This is a genomic window from Dawidia cretensis (assembly GCF_018598175.1).
GTDB classification, from domain to species: Bacteria; Bacteroidota; Bacteroidia; order Cytophagales; family Cyclobacteriaceae; genus Ohtaekwangia; species Ohtaekwangia cretensis.
On sequence record NZ_JAHESE010000047.1, the window covers coordinates 12,337 to 33,581 of the forward strand.

General features: G+C 48.8%; 18 protein-coding genes and 1 tRNA gene. 14 read left to right on the forward strand and 5 right to left on the reverse strand.

Annotated elements, in window-relative coordinates:
* The first annotated feature begins 32 nt into the window (after positions 1 to 32).
* The 3 genes from KK062_RS27405 to KK062_RS27415 all read left to right on the forward strand — a co-directional run bounded on the left by KK062_RS27405 (position 33) and on the right by KK062_RS27415 (position 2,455).
* A complete protein-coding gene (locus KK062_RS27405) occupies positions 33 to 686 on the forward strand; it encodes an SDR family NAD(P)-dependent oxidoreductase (RefSeq protein ID WP_254087581.1) in 654 nt (217 codons plus the stop codon).
* A 108-nt stretch (positions 687 to 794) separates the two neighbouring features.
* Positions 795 to 1,535: an SDR family oxidoreductase gene (locus tag KK062_RS27410; RefSeq protein ID WP_254087582.1), complete on the forward strand. Its 741-nt coding sequence runs from the start codon at positions 795 to 797 to the stop codon at positions 1,533 to 1,535.
* An 11-nt stretch (positions 1,536 to 1,546) separates the two neighbouring features.
* On the forward strand, positions 1,547 to 2,455 hold the full coding sequence (locus tag KK062_RS27415; RefSeq protein ID WP_254087583.1) for a helix-turn-helix domain-containing protein: 909 nt from the start codon (positions 1,547 to 1,549) through the stop codon (positions 2,453 to 2,455).
* Positions 2,456 to 3,136: 681 nt separating this feature from the next.
* Here the strand turns inward: KK062_RS27415 and KK062_RS27420 are convergent.
* A complete protein-coding gene (locus KK062_RS27420; protein WP_254087584.1) occupies positions 3,137 to 3,439 on the reverse strand; it encodes a protein NO VEIN domain-containing protein in 303 nt (100 codons plus the stop codon).
* A gap of 86 nt (positions 3,440 to 3,525) precedes the next feature.
* Positions 3,526 to 4,041, reverse strand: a complete 516-nt coding sequence (locus KK062_RS27425) for a hypothetical protein (protein WP_254087585.1) — start codon at positions 4,039 to 4,041, stop codon at positions 3,526 to 3,528.
* Between the two features lie 466 nt (positions 4,042 to 4,507).
* Here KK062_RS27425 and KK062_RS31270 point away from each other — a divergent pair, with 466 nt between their 5' ends.
* The 3 genes from KK062_RS31270 (at position 4,508) to KK062_RS27445 (ending at position 11,076) form a co-directional block, all read left to right on the forward strand.
* A complete protein-coding gene (locus tag KK062_RS31270; RefSeq protein ID WP_438836543.1) occupies positions 4,508 to 6,040 on the forward strand; it encodes an SDR family oxidoreductase in 1,533 nt (510 codons plus the stop codon).
* A 149-nt stretch (positions 6,041 to 6,189) separates the two neighbouring features.
* Positions 6,190 to 8,562 (forward strand): ABC transporter permease, encoded by a 2,373-nt coding sequence (locus tag KK062_RS27440; RefSeq protein WP_254087587.1) that lies wholly within the window; start codon positions 6,190 to 6,192, stop codon positions 8,560 to 8,562.
* A 132-nt stretch (positions 8,563 to 8,694) separates the two neighbouring features.
* Positions 8,695 to 11,076: a phosphoketolase family protein gene (locus KK062_RS27445; protein WP_254087588.1), complete on the forward strand. Its 2,382-nt coding sequence runs from the start codon at positions 8,695 to 8,697 to the stop codon at positions 11,074 to 11,076.
* Positions 11,077 to 11,094: 18 nt separating this feature from the next.
* Here KK062_RS27445 and KK062_RS27450 read toward each other — a convergent pair whose 3' ends face one another.
* Entirely contained in the window at positions 11,095 to 13,512 is a 2,418-nt protein-coding gene (locus KK062_RS27450) for an ABC transporter permease (RefSeq protein ID WP_254087589.1), read from the reverse strand.
* A gap of 192 nt (positions 13,513 to 13,704) precedes the next feature.
* Between KK062_RS27450 and KK062_RS27455 the strand changes: the two genes are divergently transcribed.
* Together KK062_RS27455 and KK062_RS27460 are read left to right on the forward strand one after the other, a co-directional pair.
* Positions 13,705 to 14,358: a dihydrofolate reductase family protein gene (locus tag KK062_RS27455; RefSeq protein ID WP_254087590.1), complete on the forward strand. Its 654-nt coding sequence runs from the start codon at positions 13,705 to 13,707 to the stop codon at positions 14,356 to 14,358.
* Between the two features lie 18 nt (positions 14,359 to 14,376).
* Positions 14,377 to 14,823, forward strand: coding sequence for an SRPBCC family protein (locus KK062_RS27460; protein WP_254087591.1), 447 nt, complete (start codon positions 14,377 to 14,379; stop codon positions 14,821 to 14,823).
* 36 nt (positions 14,824 to 14,859) lie between these two features.
* On the opposite strand, the gene KK062_RS27465 is transcribed toward KK062_RS27460, so the two are convergent.
* The gene (locus KK062_RS27465) at positions 14,860 to 15,540 is read right to left on the reverse strand and encodes a Type 1 glutamine amidotransferase-like domain-containing protein (protein ID WP_254087592.1); all 681 of its coding nucleotides are present in this window, start codon (positions 15,538 to 15,540) and stop codon (positions 14,860 to 14,862) included.
* 228 nt (positions 15,541 to 15,768) lie between these two features.
* On the opposite strand from KK062_RS27465, the gene KK062_RS27470 reads away from it, so the two are divergent.
* From KK062_RS27470 to KK062_RS27480, 3 genes are all read left to right on the forward strand, one after another.
* Positions 15,769 to 16,653 (forward strand): PNPOx family protein, encoded by an 885-nt coding sequence (locus KK062_RS27470; RefSeq protein WP_254087593.1) that lies wholly within the window; start codon positions 15,769 to 15,771, stop codon positions 16,651 to 16,653.
* Complete coding sequence (locus KK062_RS27475) at positions 16,640 to 17,518, forward strand: helix-turn-helix domain-containing protein (protein ID WP_254087594.1); 879 nt, start codon at positions 16,640 to 16,642, stop codon at positions 17,516 to 17,518. The genes KK062_RS27470 and KK062_RS27475 overlap by 14 nt, the downstream gene beginning before the upstream one ends.
* Before the next feature lie 61 nt (positions 17,519 to 17,579).
* A complete protein-coding gene (locus tag KK062_RS27480) occupies positions 17,580 to 18,311 on the forward strand; it encodes an SDR family oxidoreductase (RefSeq protein ID WP_254087595.1) in 732 nt (243 codons plus the stop codon).
* A gap of 23 nt (positions 18,312 to 18,334) precedes the next feature.
* Here the strand turns inward: KK062_RS27480 and KK062_RS27485 are convergent, their stop codons facing one another.
* Entirely contained in the window at positions 18,335 to 18,928 is a 594-nt protein-coding gene (locus KK062_RS27485) for an SH3 domain-containing protein (protein ID WP_254087596.1), read from the reverse strand.
* 228 nt (positions 18,929 to 19,156) lie between these two features.
* Here KK062_RS27485 and KK062_RS27490 point away from each other — a divergent pair.
* The 3 genes from KK062_RS27490 to KK062_RS27500 all read left to right on the forward strand — a co-directional run bounded on the left by KK062_RS27490 (position 19,157) and on the right by KK062_RS27500 (position 21,245).
* A tRNA-Lys gene (locus KK062_RS27490) sits at positions 19,157 to 19,229 on the forward strand.
* 271 nt (positions 19,230 to 19,500) lie between these two features.
* Positions 19,501 to 20,796, forward strand: coding sequence for a site-specific integrase (locus tag KK062_RS27495; RefSeq protein WP_254087597.1), 1,296 nt, complete (start codon positions 19,501 to 19,503; stop codon positions 20,794 to 20,796).
* On the forward strand, positions 20,793 to 21,245 hold the full coding sequence (locus KK062_RS27500; RefSeq protein WP_254087598.1) for a DUF6934 family protein: 453 nt from the start codon (positions 20,793 to 20,795) through the stop codon (positions 21,243 to 21,245). Before KK062_RS27495 ends, KK062_RS27500 begins: the two co-directional genes overlap by 4 nt.

Sequence of the window (21,245 nt, forward strand, 5' to 3'; positions counted from 1 at the left end):
GATTTTGTTGGGAGAGATTGTATATTTGAGTTATGGAAAATATTCTGCTGACCGGGGGCACCGGTAATCTGGGTAAAACAGTCGTGAAGGTTTTGGCTGATGGAGGTTATCACGTACACCTCGCGGTACGGAAGGAAGTGGCGGGTGTTGGAAATGTATCGCATTACCCGACGGAGTTAACGGACAGTGCACAGGCCGGGGCCTTTGTGCAGAACGTTATCAACGTTGGCAAGAGCATCCGGACGGGTGTTTTTCTGGCGGGCGGCTTTGCGGCGGGCAATCTGGCCAAGACGTCGATGGAGGATATTCACTCCATGATCCAGGTGAATTTTGCGACTGCGTTCAACACGGCCCAAGAGCTGATTGCGTATTATAAGACCGTTGGCGGGGGCAAACTTATTTTTGTAGGTTCTAAGGCGGCGATGGATTTTAAAGGCGCGGGTAACACGCTGGCGTATTCTCTGTCGAAGCAGCTGTTGTATAATTTTTCGACGCTGATCAATGAATCGGAAAAGGCGTCTGGAATTACTTCTCATATTTTGCTACCGGGTACTATCGATACGGAGACAAACCGCGGCTTCATGCCGAATGCCGACTTCTCAAAGTGGGTTAAGCCCGAGGCTATGGCGGGCGTCATAAAAGATATTGTTGCGGGGATGGAGATGAGGCCTGTCATTGAGTTTTAGCAACCGTCGGTCGAAGCAGTGATTTTCAGATCCGTTTTGGCAACAGCGTGCTCCATTTAGGACACTGACTGTTTTTTAGCGTTCCGCTAATTTTGAATAAAAATTAAGATGGAAACTAAACTAACAGGAAAAGTTGTCGCCGTGACCGGCGCGAGTAGTGGTATTGGAAAAGCCATTGCGCTGGTACTGGCCAAACAAGGCGCCAAACTGGTGTTGGGCGCCCGGCGTGCAGATCAATTGGAAAAAATTGAGGCTGAGATTCAGACGGCAGGTGGTGAAGCGATTTCCGTTGTGACGGATGTGAGCGTACGCACGGATCTTTTGAATTTGGTACAGCAATCCTGTGACCATTTCGGTCGTCTGGATGTGATCGTCAATAATGCGGGGGTGGCTCCGCTTTCGCGGATTGACGCGGTGGATGTAGCAGGGTGGGAGGCGATGATTGATATAAACCTGAAAGGTGTGTTGTATGGCATGGCAGCCGCGATCCCCGTATTTCAAAAACAGCAATCGGGTCATATAGTCAATATTATTTCTACGTCGGGTCTTAAGATCTCGCCCACGATGGGGGTGTACGCAGCCACAAAAAATGCGGTGCGTACCGTAACAGAAGCATTCCGGCAGGAGTCCGATGGCAAGATCCGGATTACGGGCATATCACCCGGGGTCGTGAACACGGAACTTGCGCAGAGCATCCGGGATTCGAAGACGAGAGACAGCATCCAGTCCTTTATGGATACGATGTCAATTTCACCGGAAAGTATTGCCCATACAGTTGCTTTTGCAATAAGCCAGCCAGCGGACGTGGAAATTGGCGATATTACGATCCGGCCGTCGGTTCAGAATTAGAGTATTTCGCGATGAATCATTCAACAATATACGCGTTCAACAGTATCGCTGAGCTCATGCGGTATTTGATTCAGCCCAGTCCGGCGCATCCGCTTATTTCTATTATGAAGTATGATGCACAGAACAGACAGATCGGTACGCCGGGTGACCGCATCTCGTTGGACTTTTATAAAATATCATTCAAGACGAGCTTTTCTGGAAAGATAAAATACGGTCAGAGCTATTATGATTTTGAAGACGGCGGTCTGGCATTCATCGCGCCGCGCCAGATTGTTTTCACACCCGATACGGAATATGGCTACGAGGGCTATTCATTATTCTTCCATCCGGATTTTCTGCGGAAATATCCACTGATGAATACGATTCAGCAATACGGTTTTTTTCATTATTCGACGAGCGAAGCGTTGTTTCTGTCGGCGAAGGAAAAGAAAGTGGTTGAGGCTTTATTCAATAGCATGCAGGACGAGCTCAATAATAATATTGATGCCTTCAGTCAGGATATACTCATCACGCAGATAGAGCAACTTCTTGCGGTGAGCAACCGCTTTTACAACAGGCAGTTCATTACGCAACGGGTGGTTAATAATGATTTGATTGCTCGCATGGAGAAAATCTTGTCGGATCATTTCGCTGGTGAGCAGGTAAACGAGGGGCTACCCACCGTGCAGCAGATCGCGGACGCACTACATGTCTCTCCGCATTACCTGGGTGATATGTTGCGTTCGGTGACGGGGCAGAACACGCAGCAACACATCCATAGTATGGTGATCGAGAAGGCAAAGGAAATGCTGAGTGTCGGTACTCTTACCGTTGCTGAAGTTGCGTACCAGCTTGGTTTTGGTCAGCCGCAGTCGTTCAATAAGCTCTTTAAGAGAAAGACGGGTGTGACGCCAATGGAGTATCGGAAGTCGTTTAATTGAGATCGTTAGACGTTTTTGTCATTGTTTTTCTGATCCGGGAGAGGAATTGTGTGGTCATGCCTAAGTAGGAGGCAAGCACATATTGCGGCAGGCGATTGACCAGGGCTGGATACGTCTCGATAAATCAGCGTAGCGTTCTTCGGCGGTACGCGTGAGCGCAGAGATGATGCGTCGCTGGTGGTATGCAGCAGTCCCTTCGGCTCCTATACGGAAGAAGGTTTCGGATTTATGATTCGCCTGTTGTTCTTTCGTGGCAGGCGTTCACATGGTGCCTTGCCAGTCTGAAGACTGGCATTGGGGTAGGCACAAGTCGCCCTCCCTTCGGTCGGAAGACTTGCGCCAGATTGGTGTTTTTTTGTCGTTGTACGCATAGGGCTTTGATAGGGCTTTAGTACGGCTTAAGTAGGGCTTTAGTAGGGAGTATCCCGCGCTTGTTTTTTCTCTCCCTCCAAGTACTGATATCGTTTCATTTTTTGCAAGGCTTTGGTATCCTTTTCCGGGAACTGTTGGGAACATATAGGAACAAAAGGGAACAAATAGGAATACATGGGAACATGTGGGAACTGTTGTTATGGTTTGTCTCGCGCTGCGGGTATGTTTGAATCGCGGTAGATAGTGGTATTGGATTCGGCACGGCAAAGCTAGTCGATGGGCTTTGGTTGTGAATCGTGCTGAGCTTATTTAGAAAGTGGCTTTAAACTGTGTTGGACTCAGGTTACAGAATTCATCATAGGCTCCGTTGGCGATAAAGAGTTTGGGCCGGTCTGTCAAATTGAATACGCGATACAAAAAGAAATTTGTGCTGTTGTGTTTCGCGAAGTGGTATTCCAGTGCTGTGAAATAGAACGGCGTTTCCTTGGTGAGCTTTGTAGCTTTTACTTCAATGTATCGATCGGTGCCGTTGGTATTTCGAGAAAGGATGTCGGAGCCTAATCCATCTCCTTTGGTTTCGGATATCCATTCAATTTGGTCCGCGAAGCTCACCGTGCTAGGAGTTGTAATTTTAAGGGATATTGTAAGCCGGATGGTAGAAGTGATGTACACCGGCAGATGAGGTTTCTCGACTTATTTTACGCGCCAGTTTGCATGATCGTTATTACTTTGCTGAAAGCTTCTTTTTGAAACTTAGACGTGGTGTCACTGTATAAGTTGGACCAAACAGATAATGTGTTATTGCTCGGTTCGGATCGAAGAGCGAAAAAGTGATAAGCGCTCTTTTTGACGTCGGTGGGATTGCCCGTTACGCCGATATCAAAGTCAGCGTAGGCGATCTCTGTGATGAGAAGGTATTCGGAGGCGTCGACGTTGGTTTGGTGCAGGATGGTATAATCACCTATTTTCGAAGTGGCTTGAAGCGCGGATTGTAGTTTCTCAAAATCCTGGTTTGAGAAGCTTTCGCGCTTTCCGTACGGGATGTCGAGTGTTCCGGCGACGTCTTTCGCTTTTGCACTGTTCTTTTTTAGCGCATTGATTAGGTTGCCGACGGAGGACTTGTCGACGGCGGCGATGATCTTACGATAAATGACATAAGAGGTTCCGGCTACGGCGAGTAGTGCAAGCCAGATTAGTTTTGACGGGATTCCCATATACAGGCGGTTGACTGCGAATATAGTGAAGTGCCTGGGAGTTTGAAATGCACGCCAGTCTGAAGACTGGCAACGGGAATAGGCACAAGTCGCCCTTCCTTCGGTCGGAAGACTTGCGCCAGCAATTCAGGTAAGTAGGACTGCCTTTAGCCAATACTGTGTCCGCAGGATGGCCTCATGGTGCCAATTTAACCTGGGTTCTAACCTCGCTGGTTTCAGCCCTGACCCAGGCATGTCCTACTCCTATAAAGCGTAGATCATCCGTGGTTCATGTGTGGAACATCTATGGGGGAACCCTGTGGCAGACTCGAAGGATCCCCGGCGAAGAATGCCTTTTTTTCGTCCCGGCTCCGAATCGTCCCGCAACTCCTCATCCCTCCGTGGGACCTCCTGATTCCATTTTTTCAAACTAACGAAAATTGTTTCACAACAACCTGTTAAAAGTGATGCAACAGGTGGTTAACACGTGATCATCAAATTTGGATTCGTAGAACAATCCGTCGGATATCATGTTAGATTCCTGAACGAACCTGGAGATGAAGATATTACTGACCGGCTCGACCGGGTACATTGGCCGTCGCCTGCTGCCGGTTTTGCTGGATGCCGGACACACTGTTGTTTGCTTCGTACGGCAGCGCCGGAAGCTTGCATCGATGCTTTTACGCCTGTGCAACGACAGCAGATCGAGGTGATCGAGGGCGATTTACTGGAAGGGCGATCAACGGATGCGATTCCGAAAGACATCGATGTGGCGTTTTACCTGGTCCACTCGATGGGTGCGGGGGATGGTGATTTCCAGCAATCGGAGGCTACTTCTGCGACCAATTTTGTTCGCATGGTGAATGACACAGCGGCACGGCAGATTATATACCTGGGCGGTATTGTGAACGACAGTAGCTTGTCGCGGCACCTCACGTCCCGGAAGGGTGTTGAAGACATCCTGGCAAAATCCACGGTGCCGCTGACCGTGCTGCGAGCGGCAATCATCATTGGCTCCGGCAGCGCTTCATTTGAAATCATCCGCGACCTGGTCGAGAAGCTTCCCGTCATGATTGCTCCGCGCTGGTTGCGGACGCGGTGCCAGCCGATCGCCATCCGCAATGTGCTGGAATACCTGGTGGGTGTCATGTTAAAGCCGGAGGCCTTTGGTCAGACGTTCGACATCGGCGGCACGGAGATACTCACCTATAAAGAGATGCTCCTGACCTACGCCTACGTGCGGCAGTTGAAACGCACTATCATCACTGTGCCGGTATTAACACCGAAGCTCTCTTCTCTTTGGCTGGTGTTAGTTACCTCAACGTCTTTTGCCCTGGCACGGACGTTGGTCAGCAGCATGATGAATGAGGTGGTTTGTCGCGATGCGCGAATCAAGTCGATTGTAGACACCAGGCTGTTTAGTTATACCGAAGCCTTGCAGCTGGCCTTCGAAAAAATCAGCCACCGAAATGTTGTCTCCAGTTGGCGCGACGCCAACTACCTGCCCCGGCACGACCGGGAGTCGGGCGATAACCTGGAGGTGCCCACCCATGGGGTATTGACCGACCGACGGGAAGTGCCCTTTACACGACCGACCGAGGAGGTGATCCGAAACATCTGGTCGCTGGGTGGCAAGCAAGGCTGGTATGCCGGCAACCTGCTGTGGCGCATCCGGGGGCTCGCCGACACGCTGGTGGGTGGTGTGGGCCTGCGTCGCGGCCGTCGTAGTGAGGACGACCTAAAGACCGGCGACGCGCTTGACTTCTGGCGTGTGCTGCTTGCCGACAAGTCGGCCGGCAGGTTGATACTATATGCGGAGATGCGGATTCCCGGAGAAGCCTGGCTGGAGTTTACCGTCAAGCAGCAAGGCAGTGAAAAAGCGCTCGTCCAAACAGCGACCTTTCGGCCGCTTGGGCTATGGGGAAGGCTGTACTGGTACAGCGTCTTACCCTTTCACGGATTGATCTTTCCCAGGCTTTCTAAAACGCTTGTCACGTTTGACAGGGAGCGCCGGTCGTAAGCCTTCACCATTCTTAACATTCTCCCCTAACTGGCTGCGGTAAAACGATGGTAACGATTCGGGTTTCGTTGGCGCTTACACTATAAAATAAATTCTTGAAACGGTGTAACATACGGGGCTGATTTCAGTCGTGCTATAAATTGCCAGTTATGTTCAAAAGCTATCTCAAAGTTGCCGCCCGGAATATCGCCCGGTATAAATACTTCTCGCTGATAAATGCTTTCGGTCTTGCTTTGGGCATGTCTGTTAGCCTGCTATTGATTTCCTTTTATTCGTATGTAAGCTCATTCGATGACTATCACACGCGGAAGGAAAGTATTTACAGGATCATTTCTACGATGGAAAAAGGAGGAGACAAGGAGGATCTTGCCTCCGCCCCTTCCTCCCTTGCTACCAGCATGCAGCATGAAACGGCGGGGATCGAAGAAATCGTCCGCATCAACGCATCGTTCCGGGGCGACGTTGTTTCAGACAAGGTTAATATTCCGATCCGACAGGGGTACTACGTTGATTCGAGTTTTTTCGCGGTGTTTGATTTTGAGATGATCCAGGGCAATCCGCAGGTGGCCTTGTCGAAGCCCAACAGTATTGTGCTAATCGAATCGGTGGCAAAGAAGATTGAAGCATCGGGCGACCTGCTGGGCAAAGCGATTGAGATCGACGGGCTTGGTACCTTTGAAGTTACAGGCGTTATAAAAGACCCCAAGCGAACACACTTATGGTTCGAGGCGCTCGTTTCGTTCAGCACGCTTCCGGCTGAAGTCCGCGGAGAGGTGAGTAATCAGGAGCAATGGACGTCGTACAACGATCAGTATATCTATCTCCTCGCGGAGAATTCATCGGATAAAGATAAAATTCAACAATCGTTAAATCGTATTGCCAGCGATGTATACAGCCAATCGAAAGACGCACATGTTACCTTTAAGCTTCAGGCGCTCGGGGATATAACGCCGGGACCAGATTTGGAGAATTCAATCGGTCCGGATACCGATTATACGCTGATCGTGGTGTTCGGAACGATCTGCCTTCTTATTCTCCTTCCTGCATGCTTTAACTATGGGAATATGTCCATTGCCCGGTCGCTTAAACGTGCAAAAGAAATAGGCTTACGGAAAACAATGGGTGGTGGGAAAACGCAGATCTTTCTTCAGTTTATTATCGAGGCGATTGCCATAACAATGATCTCGCTGGTAGGCGCTGTCATTCTGTTTATACTGATTCGGCCTGAATTCGAAAACATGATGCCCGGTACCTGGTTGGACCTGAACCTCACGTGGGAAATGATCGGGATGTTTGTTCTCTTTGCTGTTGCCGCCGGTTTTTTGGCAGGCGTGTTTCCCGCGCTGCTCTTTGCTGGTCTTAATCCGATTCAGGCATTAAAAAGTCAGCCGAATGCAGGAGGCTTCTCCCGTATGCGCGTGCGGAAAGTGTTGGTCATTTTTCAATTTGCACTTTCGTTTTGCTTTATTGTTTTGATGATTGTATTGGGCCGACAGTATCGATACAATCTGAACTTTGATTTTGGATTCAATACCGAAAATATACTGGATGTCGAGCTCCAGGGTACTAATCCCACTTCATTCCAATCAGAATTTTCCCGACTTCCTTCCGTTCAGGATATATCCATGTCATCCGGCATTTTGGGATCATCGTATTCAAGCACGCAGGTTCGCGCGCTTGCCGGGGGAGATTCTATAAAAGTTTATGAGCTCTTTGTGGATCACAAGTATATTGACAACATGGGTTTACAGTTGTTGGCAGGACGGAATTTTCCAAACGTTCCTGTGCAAACAGAACGATATATCGTGGTGAACGAAGAATTTCTCCGCGTTTGGCAAATCACAAACCCAATCGATGCGCTTGGAAAAACATTTCTGGTAGAGGGAAAAGAACTCGAGGTAATCGGCGTACTAAAGAACTTTCATTTTGCGCCCCTTCAAATTCCTATTAAAAGCTTTTTTCTGAGAACAGACCCATCGCAGTTCACGTATGCTAATATAAAAGTAGCCTCCCCCGACATTCATGCCACGCTGACGTCTATGGAAAAAACATGGAGTATGCTGAACAACACCAGAAAGTTCGAGGCTCATTTCTTTGATGATGAAATGGAAGAAATGAATAAATTTTATTGGGCACTTCTGAAAATGATCGGGTTTTTAGGATTGATTGCCATTTCGATTTCGCTTCTCGGTTTGTTGGGGATGGTAATCTACACGACTGAAACCAGGACAAAGGAAGTAGGCATTCGCAAAGTTTTTGGTGCCAGCGAAACCGGTATCCTCTATTTGTTATCGAAGGATTTTTTAACGCTCATGGCCTGGGCGATCGGCTTCGCCATTCCGGTGAGTTTTCTTTTGTTTGATAATCTTCTTTCTGAAATTCAATACTATCGTGTCAGCTTAAACGGGTGGGACATCCTCATCGGCCTTGCCGTCTTCTCGTTGTTTGGAGTTGCCACCATCGCGTCTCAAACCTGGAAAGCCGCCGGAGCAAACCCTATCGATACACTGAGATACGAGTGATACGCCCGTTTTCCTCCATCCACTACCCAAGGCGGTGTTGTGGCCATCTGCTACGGATGCAAATCTTTCATAATGGCACGATTTTGTCGTCCTCCGGCATACGGTGAAGAGTAGCATTTAAACCGATGAAAGATGATTGAAACAAGGACAACTCCCAAAACGACGCTCTCGGCAGCGCTGCTTGAAAGAATGAATGCTTACTGGAGAGCGGCAAATTATTTGTCGGTGGGACAAATCTACCTGTATGATAATCCCCTTCTCAAGGAAAAGTTAACCCCTGAACATATAAAGCCCCGGCTGCTGGGGCATTGGGGAACAACGCCGGGTCTCAATTTTATCTATGTCCACCTGAACCGAATCATTCAGGCACTGGACGTAAGTATGATTTATATAGCGGGCCCCGGACATGGAGGTCCGGGCCTTGTAGCCAATACCTATCTGGAGGGCACGTACAGTGAAGTCTATACGGACATCACGCAGGATGAGGAAGGTATAAAGAAGTTATTCAAGCAGTTTTCTTTTCCCGGTGGCGTCCCCAGCCACGTCGCACCGGAAACACCAGGCTCCATTCATGAAGGCGGTGAATTAGGTTATTCATTGGCGCATGCGTACGGCGCGGCCTTTGATAACCCTGATCTTATTGTTGCGTGTGTTGTCGGCGACGGCGAAGCGGAGACGGGTGCCCTTGCCGCGAGCTGGCATGGGAATAAATTCTTAAACCCGGTCCACGATGGTGCAGTGCTTCCCATTCTTCACCTGAACGGGTATAAGATTGCCAATCCAACGATCCTTGCCAGAATTCCGAAAGAAGAACTGGAGCAACTATTCATCGGCTACGGTTACAAGCCGTACTTCGTGGAAGGCAGCGAGCCGGCGGATATGCATCTGGCGATGGCCGTTACGTTGGATGAAGTTTTTGAGCAGATTAAGCTTATCCAGCAAGAGGCCAGAACAAATGGTTTCACAAAACGTCCGCAGTGGCCCCTGGTTATTTTACGAACACCCAAAGGGTGGACGGGACCAGACAATGTTGATGGCACCCAGGTTGAAGGAACGTGGCGCGCCCACCAGGTTCCGCTGGCGGAGCTTGCCAGTAAGCCCGAGCATGTTCTGTTACTGGAGCAATGGATGAAAAGCTATAGGCCTGAAGAGCTCTTTGATCGGGACGGAAAACTTATCGCTGAGCTCGCGGAGCTTGCTCCGTTGAACGACCGGCGAATGGGTGCCAATCCACATGCCAACGGCGGGGCGCTTCTGCGCGATCTTCTGATGCCAGATTTTAAAACTCACGCCATCCCGGTAGACAAGCCGGGGACTATACAAGCAGAGAGTACTTCCATCATGGGAGGCTTTTTGCGCGATGTGATGAAGCTGAACTGGGATAAAAGAAACTTCAGAATATTCGGACCCGATGAAACTTCGTCCAATCGCCTTTCGCGTCTCTTTGAAATAACCCAACGGACCTCTACTGCTCAGATCGTGCCAGGGGATAACGACCTTTCGCCTGACGGGCGTGTGATGGAGGTACTGAGCGAGCATTTGTGTCAGGGGTGGCTGGAGGGCTACCTCCTAACGGGCAGGCATGGGCTATTCTCCTGCTATGAGGCCTTCATCCATATTATCGATTCCATGGTCAATCAGCATGCGAAGTGGCTGAAAGTCTCGCGTGATCTTTCCTGGAGACATTCCATTGCTTCGTTGAATTATTTGCTCACATCCCATGTATGGCGACAAGATCACAATGGAAACAGCCACCAGGATCCGGGCTTCCTCGACCTGGTGGCTAACAAGTCTGCAGATATAGTCCGAATCTACCTGCCGCCGGATGCCAATACACTATTGTCTGTTACCGACCATTGTCTGCGCAGTCGCGATTACATCAATGTTATTGTCGCGGGTAAGCAACCCGAGCTTCAATGGATGGGCATGGAAGATGCCATTAAGCATTGCACCGCGGGCATGGGCATTTGGGAATGGGCCAGCAACGACGAAGGCAGCGAACCCGATGTTGTCATGGCTTGCGCCGGAGATGTGCCGACCCTGGAAACCCTGGCGGCGGTACAACTTCTACGGGAGCATTTTCCTGAATTAAAATTACGGGTGATTAATGTGGTCGATCTGATGACACTTCAACCGCGGAGTGTACATCCTCATGGCTGGAGTGATGTTGACTTTGATATGCTCTTCACAAAAGATAAGCCGATCATCTTCGCCTTTCACGGATATCCTTTACTGATTCACCGGCTCACCTACCGCAGGACAAACCACAATAACCTGCACGTGCGTGGTTATAAGGGAGAGGGAACGACGACAACGCCCTTTGATATGGTAGTCTTGAATGACCTGGACCGCTATCACCTTGCCGGCGATGTAGTGGATCGTCTGCCGGGACTCGGATCACGCGCTGCCTATTTTAAACAATTTCTACACGGAAAACTTCTTGATCACAAAGCCTATATCAGCGTTCACGGAGAAGATGAGCCCGCCATTCGAAACTGGACATGGACATTGTAGAAACGGAGACAGTCCGGGTCATTCTCCTCGCAGATTATCCACGGGTTTGACATACAGCGCACGCCACGCCTGTGAGCCAATCGTGACGATGCCGAAAACTGTGAGCGTGAAGATGCTGATCGCAATAGTAAGCATGCTTACGGAGACGTGATACGCCAGCTGCTCGAGCCACAAGTTATTGATAAACCAAGCCGTGGGTACCGCTATCACAATCGCGATGAGCAACATCGAGCCAAAACCTTTTGAGAGCAGGTACAGCAACGCCCCGTCACTGCTGCCGAGTACTTTGCGAATAGAGATTTCTTTGATGCGCGTTTCTGTTGCATAGGTGGCCATGCCCAATAGGCCTAAACACGAGATAGTGATCGCCAGAAAAGCAATGACACTCAGTATACTGACGAGGTCGCCAAAGAACACCTTGTACATCTTGTGGACTTCATCATTAAAATCCTTGTAGTCGATTTTTAAAGTAGGATTGATGGTTGCCCATGCTTTTTCTATACTTTTGCCTGCATCTTCATAGGTGCCGGTATATTGCACTTGCAGCGCCGTATATTCTTTCTCGTCGGTAGTCAAAGCCATTGGCTCCAGCTTATCAAACAGCATATGGTGGTTGTAATCTTTGACCACGCCGATGATCTGCTTGCGCGTAGAATCGTCTTGTAAGATAAGTTGCTGACCAATGGCAGCGGCGGCGGAGCTGAAATGAAATGCGCTCACCGCCCTTTCATTCAGCACAATAAAGTTGTTATTGGAAAGTTGCGCTGCAGCGAAATACTCGCCGGCAACCAGGTGCAAATCCATATTTTTAAGATAATCTTCGTCGGTAGAGAAGTAGTAAAGGTCGGTCCATTCTTTTTCGTCCAGGGATACCTTGTACTTTGTACTGCGGCTAATTCCAGCGGCGGGTACATGCGACACCGCCGAAACATTTTCAATGTTGTTGTATTTCAGTAATTCAGTTTTCAGCGCAACATAGGAGGTATTGCTAAGGCCCACGACAATCTTCTTCTCCATACTAAAGCCATGATCCGCTTTCAGGAATAATTGCAATTGATCATACACGACGATCACTGAAAGAATGAAAATAAGCGAGAAAGAAAATTGCGTGACCAATAATGTTTTACGTAATCCAACATGCGAGAACAGCTTCATGGTGCCCAGGCCTTTCAATACTTTCACTGGTTGGAATCCACTTAATACTACCGCGGGAAAGAAACCGGCGAGCACGCCTACCACGAAAGCAAAGACGATAAAAATGCCGACCACTGAATAATTAATTTCCAGGTTCCACATCATCATACGGGCGAAGCTCAGCTGCATCAGTAAGGGCTTCAATAAAAATAAGATCAGGAAAGCGCCCAGCAAGGCGCACATCGAGGTGATTACCGACTCGGAAATGAACTGCATAAACACCTGCCAGCGCATGGCACCCGTAACTTTGCGAATACCGATCTCACGGGCGCGGGTAAGCGACCGGGCAATGGACAGATTCGTGAAGTTAAAACACGACGTAAGCATGACGACAGCGGCCAACCCGCCAAAGAAATAAATGAACAGCCAGGGAAGGAACGGACCAATCGGATTTTCTACTAACGGTCCGGGGGTGATGTTTGTCAACGCTTGCAAGGTATAGTGCACTTTGTCTTGTGTTTCCGGTTTTGGTAACGTGGTAAAATACTTTTTCTGAATGCGGTCCAACGCGGCCTGAAGAGACGCCGGTGTTTTGCCTGGCGCTAAGAGCACATAGACCCAGCCCTGCGTGTAGTTATACCAGTTGTCCAGATTCTTGGTGCGTTTACCGGTGGCCTCTAAAGCCGTTACCGTTGATATACTGGCAAAAGCTTCAAACGCGATGTGCGATTTGTTTTTTGTCTCCCGGATCACGCCGGTCACGGTATACGGACCATCATCTCCTACGTTGAACGTTTCACCGACTGGATTCTCCTGCTTGAATAACTTACGTGCTGCTTTCTTTGTCAGCACGACCGTGTAGGGTGTCGTCAAGGCAGTTTTTGCATCACCGTATTCCAGCTCATATTCAAAAAAATCGAGCACTTCCGGATCTGCATAATAACCTGCCACGGGAATATTTACATTTTGCGCCAGCTCCACCCAGATATTGCCAAAGCCGCGCACCAGGCGCACAGCCTTTTCCACTCCGGCGTGGTTTTCCAGCAACTCCTGCCGTAGCGGCAACGCGGAGGTGGCAGCCTCGCCGTATTGCTGTCCTTGCTCCCCGATGGGATTTGAGTTTATACGATAGATGCGCTCACGCGTAGTAATATGACGATCGTACGTCAACTGATCTGCCACCAGCATAATGATCACCATGGACAATGCCATGGCAATGGATAGGCCGAACATATTGATGAAAGAAAAAAAGCGATGCCTTACCAGGCTGCGTATAGCGGTCTTGAGATAATTCCTGAACATGGAGGTGCGTAAAATTTACATTGAGACGCCTACCTATCCCCGAATGTTGCAATGGGCGGGAAAAAGATTTAAAAGAATATTTTGACGCAAATCGCCTCTGTTTATGTCACGATCACGGCCTCCGTATCAGGTGCCGTCTGCCGATATTTGTTCTGCAACACAGGCACTCACAAAACATAAAGTGTAATCGATATGAGTAAAGTTAAAGTAGCAGCATTCTCCATTTCGCTGGACGGCTATGGCGCTGGCCCCGATCAAAGTAGAGAGGAGCCGTTAGGTAAGAGAGGTGAGGAACTCCACACATGGTTCTTCCCCACCAGGATGTTTCAGAGCATCTATGGCAAAGGAGATGGAACGGAAGGCATAGACAACGACTTTGCTGAAAAGTCATTTGAGAATCTCGGGGCGTGGATCATGGGGCGCAATATGTTTGGGCCGGTTCGCGGGGAGTGGCCGGACAATGCGTGGAAAGGTTGGTGGGGAGAAAACCCGCCGTACCATGTCCCGATCTTTGTCCTAACACACCATGCAAGAGAACCCATTATCATGGAAGGTGGCACGGTATTTCATTTTGTTACCGACGGCATCGAGTCGGCGCTGGAGAAAGCCAGGAAGGCTGCTCACGGCAAAGATATACGCATTGGTGGGGGAACATCCACGGTGCGTCAGTACCTGCAGGCAGGGCATATAGATGAAATGCACCTGGCCGTCTCGCCTGTACTGCTGGGATCCGGGGAGAACCTGTTTGCCGGACTTGACTTGCCCAAGCTCGGGTTCACCGATACGCAGACCGTATATGGCGAGGGTGCCACACATGTGATTTTGAAGAAAAGTAAAACAGTTTAAAATTTAAAAAATTAGATTATGTCTAACAGTGTTTCATTACATCGAATTCTGAAAGCAACGCCGGAAAAAGTATTCCGGGCCTTTACACAAGCATCGGCCATCGCATCCTGGTTGCCACCTTACGGATTTATTTGCACGGTCGATCATTTGAAAGCAGAGAAAGGCGGTACATTCCGAATGTCATTCGAGAACTTTTCCACAGGCAACAGCCATTCCTTCGGTGGTACGTATGTGGAATTTAAACCGGGAGAGTCTTTGAAGTACACGGACAAGTTTGACGATCCGAACCTGCCAGGAGAGATGACGACTTCTGTTTCGCTTAAGCAAACAATTGCCGGTACAGAGATCAAAATTTTACAAGAAGGAATTCCCGCGGTCATACCAGCAGAGATGTGCTATCTGGGATGGCAGGAATCGCTCGAAAAGCTGGCAAAGCTGGTAGAGCCTGTGATACCGGATGCCTGAGGCATTATCGATCAAGCTGGAGAAATATTTTAAGACTTAGGCACGCGATATTGGGGGATTGAACAGTTTCCATTGCCCTTCGGAGATTATTTCGACCGTGCCGTCGGTCACTTTAATGGCGGTCTGATCGTCAATCGCATACGATGGGACAGGTATCGTGGCCGCCAATTTCTCCAGGTTGGCCAGGGAATTGTCAGGGAACCACGCATGATCCAGGTGTGGATGAATCGCGAAATCAACCAGTCCCAGCGATTTATCGCTTTGGGCTGGCAGCATATGATGGCGGTAAGTCGTTCCATAGCGGGTCATCACCATACTGCCGGCGCTTAAGCCCACGTACACCGTCTTGCGCAATAGCGATGGCAAAAGGTCTGTTAGTCCGGATTGCTGCATCCAATGGCATAGGTACTGACAGTCGCCTCCTCCTACCAACAAGGCATCGGTCTCCATGAGCATGGGGATCCAAAGATCTTGTTGTATGCTGGGCAGTGCGGTGAGTTCCAGCAACCCCAACGACTTCCAGCCCAGATCGCAGAAAGGGTCGCCGAGTGATCCGCAAATCACTCGTCGTACAAGGTCACCACCGTTGGGTATGCCGTATATCGCGGTGGGAATAAAAAGGGCGCTCGCCTCGGCAATCGGTTTCCCCAGTAGGTCAATGAGCGCGTTGTGAATACTTGTATTGCTGATGCCGGCGGAAGTGAGAAGTAGCTTCATAATTTCTTTCGCTATAGGTTATTGTTGTCGGGGGGCAGTTAATGGAACGTTTAAAGTTAAAGCGCACGTGTGACGCATCTTACCCCCTTGAATGTCATTTTTTCCCCGGTTGAGGAATCAGTTTTCAAGCAAAATTCGTAAGCAGCATCTCCTGTGGGTGTATTGTAATGTTGCAGTCGTTTGAACTTATTCTTGTTAAAGCAATGTTTATTTCCCAAGCTCCGACTCATGGAAAAGATATTTCATCCGGGTGAACAAGCCATTCACACTTTGCTGGGTGTTTCCGAGGAAGCGCATCAGCTGGAGGGAATGATTAAGGATAGGGTGGCACCTGCAGCCATGCGTATGCTCCCTGCGTTTGGTTTTGTTCTGGCAACTTCCATTGACAACTCGGGAAATGTATGGACCTCTTTCTTGACGGGCTCTGATGGGTTTCTTTCTGTTGTTTCCGATAAAGTTATTTCGCTATCGACGATTTCAGACAAGAAGTTTCTAAGCAATGTACAGGACAATAATGAAGTGGGGCTGTTGTTTATAAACTTTGAAGCACGTGTGCGCTTGCGCATCAATGGTACTGTTGTAATCGAGAATGATCGTTTGGTGCTTACTGTCAGGCAAAGCTATTTTAACTGCCCTAAATATATTCAAGCAAGAAAGTTTGAGCTTGCGCCTCAGGATCATGTCGGTATAGAACCTGGTGAAACAAGCCTGAATGATTCTCACATCAAAATCATCCAGGCGGCAGATACATTTTTTATTTCAACGTATGTTGCCGGGCAAGGTGCAGATTGCTCGCATCGCGGTGGCAGTCCGGGATTTGTTGAAGTAGTGGATCATCAAACAATTCAATGGCTCGACTATCCGGGGAATAACCTGTATAACACGATTGGCAACCTGCACACAAATCCAAATTGTGGGTTGCTTTTTATGGATTTTACAAATAACAGAATGCTGCAATTAACCGGGACGGCGCGATTCGTTGTAAAGGATCAGGATACTCGGTTTGTGGTATTTACATTGAAATGGATTAACGACATCTCCAACGCAACGCCTTTCCACTGGAAACTTCTTAGCTATTCGCAGTTTAATTTGGCTTCCGATGCAAGACACTAAAGGGTTACTGAATAAGTTCAAGCACCATACGAAGTTGCCGCTCACGGTAAACGAAAACTGTAAGATTGATGTGCCGGAAGATCTTCTGCAACTCTTTCTTCAGCCACATAAGCTGGGCTTTTATTATTTTGTTTTTATGGACGAGGGGACCGCTACGTATCACGCTGACCGGCAAGAGATCACCCTCGCAGACAGTCAAATGGTATGTGGTTTTCCGAACCAGGTGTTCTATAATTCACCGAAAGACAAAAACAACCGGTATAACAACTTCGGGTTCGATGCAGCGATGTTATCATTCCTTCCGCAGTCTTATCCTTTTCTGCACAACCCACTAAATTCAAACCTTGTTTCTTTTGACCCGGCGTCCAAGCAACGGGTAAAAGTTATTTTCAGCATACTATTTCAGCTGGTTCATTCTCCCGACAAACAGAAAAACACAGAAGTCATTTTAGCCTATTTAAATATTCTGCTAATCGAATTTAACAAGGCATACTTCCAGCATGGCGATCAGGAAATCATCTCCAATTCCCGGCTGTCGAAATTTATAGAGTTTAAGCTCGCGGTGGAAACGCATTTGACAGAGCAGCAGGACGTTCGTGTCATTGCTGAGAATTTGTCAACAACCACCAGCAGGCTTTATGATATCGTAAAAGAGTTTTCGGGTGTATCGCCAAAAGAATGGATCACAAACCGGCTGATACAGGAAGCCCAACGCAAGTTGCAGTACTCTGCAATTTCGGCTAAAGAATTGGCATACGATCTGGGCTTTAATGACCCCGGCTATTTCTCAAGGCTTTTCAAAAAAAATACCGGCAAGACCGTCAGTGCGTTTTTAGCCGACGTACGGGATTTGTCCCATAGATAGGAAGATTTGTCCATGTCCACCGGCTTTTCGCTCGCTAGTTTTGCTTCAAATAATTAAAAAAATGAAGACAGCATTAGTGACGGGAGCCAACAAAGGCATTGGCTTTGAAGTAGCAAAACGACTGGCGCAAAACGGATACTTCGTGTATTTGGGGTGCCGTGATGTGGGAAGAGGTTTATCGGCCGTGCAACATCTCCAGGAGGAAGGCCTTAGCAACGTCGCCGCCGTACAACTGGAGGTTACCAATTCAGAATCGGTCAGCGCCGCGTATGCCGTAATACATGAAAAGTCACCCGTGCTGGATGTACTGGTGAACAATGCCGGTATTTCGGGGTCCTTTCAGCAATCTGCACTCGAATCTACGCCCGATCAGTTTAAAGAAGTTTATGAGACCAATATCTTCGGCGTCGTTCGGGTTACCCAGGCATTTATTGGTCTGTTAAAAAAATCAACAGCGCCACGGATTGTGAATGTTAGTACGAGTATGGCTTCGTTGACATTGGCCGCCGACCTAACGGACCGTTATTATCCAACAAGATTTGCACTATACCAGTCCTCTAAGGCGGCGCTGAACATGTATACTATTAACCTCGCCTACGAGCTCAGGGATACGCCGGTCAAAGTAAATGCTGTTTGTCCGGGCTACACGCAAACCGATTTCACGAACTATCAAGGAACGAGCACGGTGCAAGAAGCTGGACAACGCATTGTCAAATACGCCCTGATAGGCGACGATGGACCAACCGGCAAATTTTTCAGTGAAGAATACTTTTCTGAGAATATTCCCTGGTAGCGCTGGCCCTTCAAGGATAATCCTTAGAGCGTAAGCGTCAGCAAATTGGCATCGCGTATGTAGGCTGTGGCGCCCTGCCACTGAATTTTCACCCAAACGTCTTTACGTCCCAGGATCTCGACGCGGTGGCCACCACCCACCACTGAAACAACGCCTGCCCCGGGCGACGGGCCATCCATCAGGACCGTGTTGTCATGCGCGACGATGCCATTTTCTCCCTTCGTACTGAGCATGCTGTGACCCACCAACGAGCTGAGCACCAGGAACAGCAGTACAAGTGCCACCACCGGATTTCTTTTCTTCCGACGCAGGTAGAAAGCGACACTCAAAAAAAGTACGGCCAGCGCCATCAGCGACAGCCCAATGGGCCAGCGGAAGTCGTGGTAGAATGACAGTGCCTGCACGGCATCGGTTTGTTTGTAACCCTCCAGGTTGTATTTGCCGGCCAGCTCTTCCATTTTATCGAGCACAGCCTGGTCGTTGGTGGCATCGAAATAGAGGTTCAGGTAGAAGAGCGCCTGCCCTGCCTGGCCAAGGCCCTCTTCGATATAGGCCATTTTCAGGAGCATGGCGGGAGTATATTGATTGGAAGCAAAGATGGCGCGGTAGTGCTCCATGGATTGCGTATAGCGCTTTGTTTTGAAAAGAGAATCAGCCGTTTGTAAGCGAAATGAGGATGTTTGGGCGGATGCCGTCCCTATGAAAAAGAGCAGGGAAAAGGAAATATTGAAAATAATTTTTTTAGTGAGGCTTTGCATATTAATGATGTCCTGTTACCTTTGCAGCCTCAATTACGGAAAATACCCCGAAATTGACAAGAATTAGAAGATTTCTTGAAGAATGTCGATTCCTTAGCTCAGCTGGTAGAGCAATACACTTTTAATGTATGGGTCCTGGGTTCGAATCCCAGAGGGATCACTACAAGATCATAGGGTCCAGTAAATGGTCGCACGTCTTTGTTGAAAACCCCTCAGATTAACTTCTGAGGGGTTTTTGTTTTTTATGCCTACTCAAAGAAGCACTTACAAACTCAAGTGAAATACGAGTAGTTCGGTGAGTACAACTCACCGCTTACATTTACTCACCGAATTAGCTGTAACACCATGACAATCAGAGAATTGCAGGTAGTCAAAAGCCGTCAAAATCGCGCAAGAACGTTGCAGACGGCAACTAATTCGGTGAGTAAAATATGAAACGTAAGCAAACATTCTCAATTCTCGTATGGGCATACCGTGGCAAGAACAAAGAAAGCCAAGCCACGCTTTACGCTCGTGTTACAGTTAATGGAAAGCGTGCCGAGATCTCCCTCGGCAGGAAAGTCACCCTCGATCAATGGGATGAAAGCGCCTGTAAGGTAAATGGCAATACCGCCGAGGCCGAGCAGCTAAACGAGTTCCTTGACATTGCAAAGGCCGAGCTGCATCAAATCCGGCTCATGCTCAAAGCCACTGGCGAAGAGGTCACCGCCGTCGCTATCAAGAATAAGTACCTGGGCGTTGAAGAAGAGAAGAAATCTTTGTTGGAGGTTTTCAAAGCGTACAATGCCACCGAGAAGGAACTCATTGATAAAGAGAAAGGACGGATCGCAATCGGAACGTACAAACGCCTCCTGGTCGCCTATGGCAAACTTGAGCGGTTTATAAAGACTACATATAAGAAGCCAGACGTTTTCCTGCACGAGCTGAACTATAAGTTTATCACAGACTACGAGTTCTTTTTAAAGGTCACCGACAATCTGGAACACAATACCTGCCGCGGACACCTGAAGATTTTAAAAAAGATCGCGACACTTTGTGTGAATAACGCGTGGCTCGATCGCAACCCTTTCGCGGCGTTCAAATATATAGCCCTCGACGTAGATCGTCAGATACTCAACACGCAGCAACTGGAAACGCTCATCAATAAGCCGCTGCCCTCCAAGCGTCTTGAAGAAGTTCGCGACGTATTCGTGTTCAGCTGCTTCACAGGCTACGCCTATTCCGATGTGCATAAACTCACACTCGATCACGTAGGCACCGGCATTGATGGCGAGCGATGGATCTTCCTCAACCGTACCAAAACTCACAATCGCTCAAACATTCCGCTTTTACCCATTGCGCTGCAACTGACCGAGAAATACAAAGATCACCCCGCATGCGTAGTAAAAGGCAAGCTATTCCCAGTGTCGAGCAACCAGAAGTACAACGACTATTTAAAAGAGATAGCAGCTATCTGCGGATTCAACATCAAACTTACTACCCACATTGCCAGACACACCTTCGCCACCACCGTCGCCCTGGTCAATGGCGTGCCGCTCGAAACCGTCAGTGCAATCCTGGGCCACAAGAGTATACGTACCACGCAGATTTATGCCAAGATCGTCCAGGAGAAATTAAGCATCGACATGCAAAGCTTGCGCGGCAAGCTTTCAACCTCGATGCCGAAAGCCGTAGAAGCGCCAACGAAGACAGAAGAATCAACAACGAACTCGACAGTTGCCGCATGAGCTACGAATCCTACCCTGTGGCCGGCGCCAGCGACGACCACAGCCTCTATGAGTTTACAAGTGTTGGCCCGCGTGGCAGGATCAAAAAGGTTGTAGCCTTTATGCCGGCTGAAGACCCAAGGTTTTTCAGCCTCGCCTTTGGAGATGTACGTCCCGACAGCTCCACGCCCGACGACAAGGTGGTCACCGATAATGGCGATCGCGACAAGGTGTTAGCCACCGTCGCTGAAATTGTTGATCTCTACACTCGTCACTATCCTGAGCGATGGATATACTTTCGAGGCAGTACACGCGAGCGAACACGGCTATACCGAATGGCCGTCACCCTCAACTTGGAAGCCCTAGCTTCCAAGTATGAAATTTACACAGTAACGCGTGGCGAAGACCCGCAACCTTTTGTAAAGGGAGCATCATTTGACTTCTTTTTGTTTCAGCGAAAAAACAGCTAA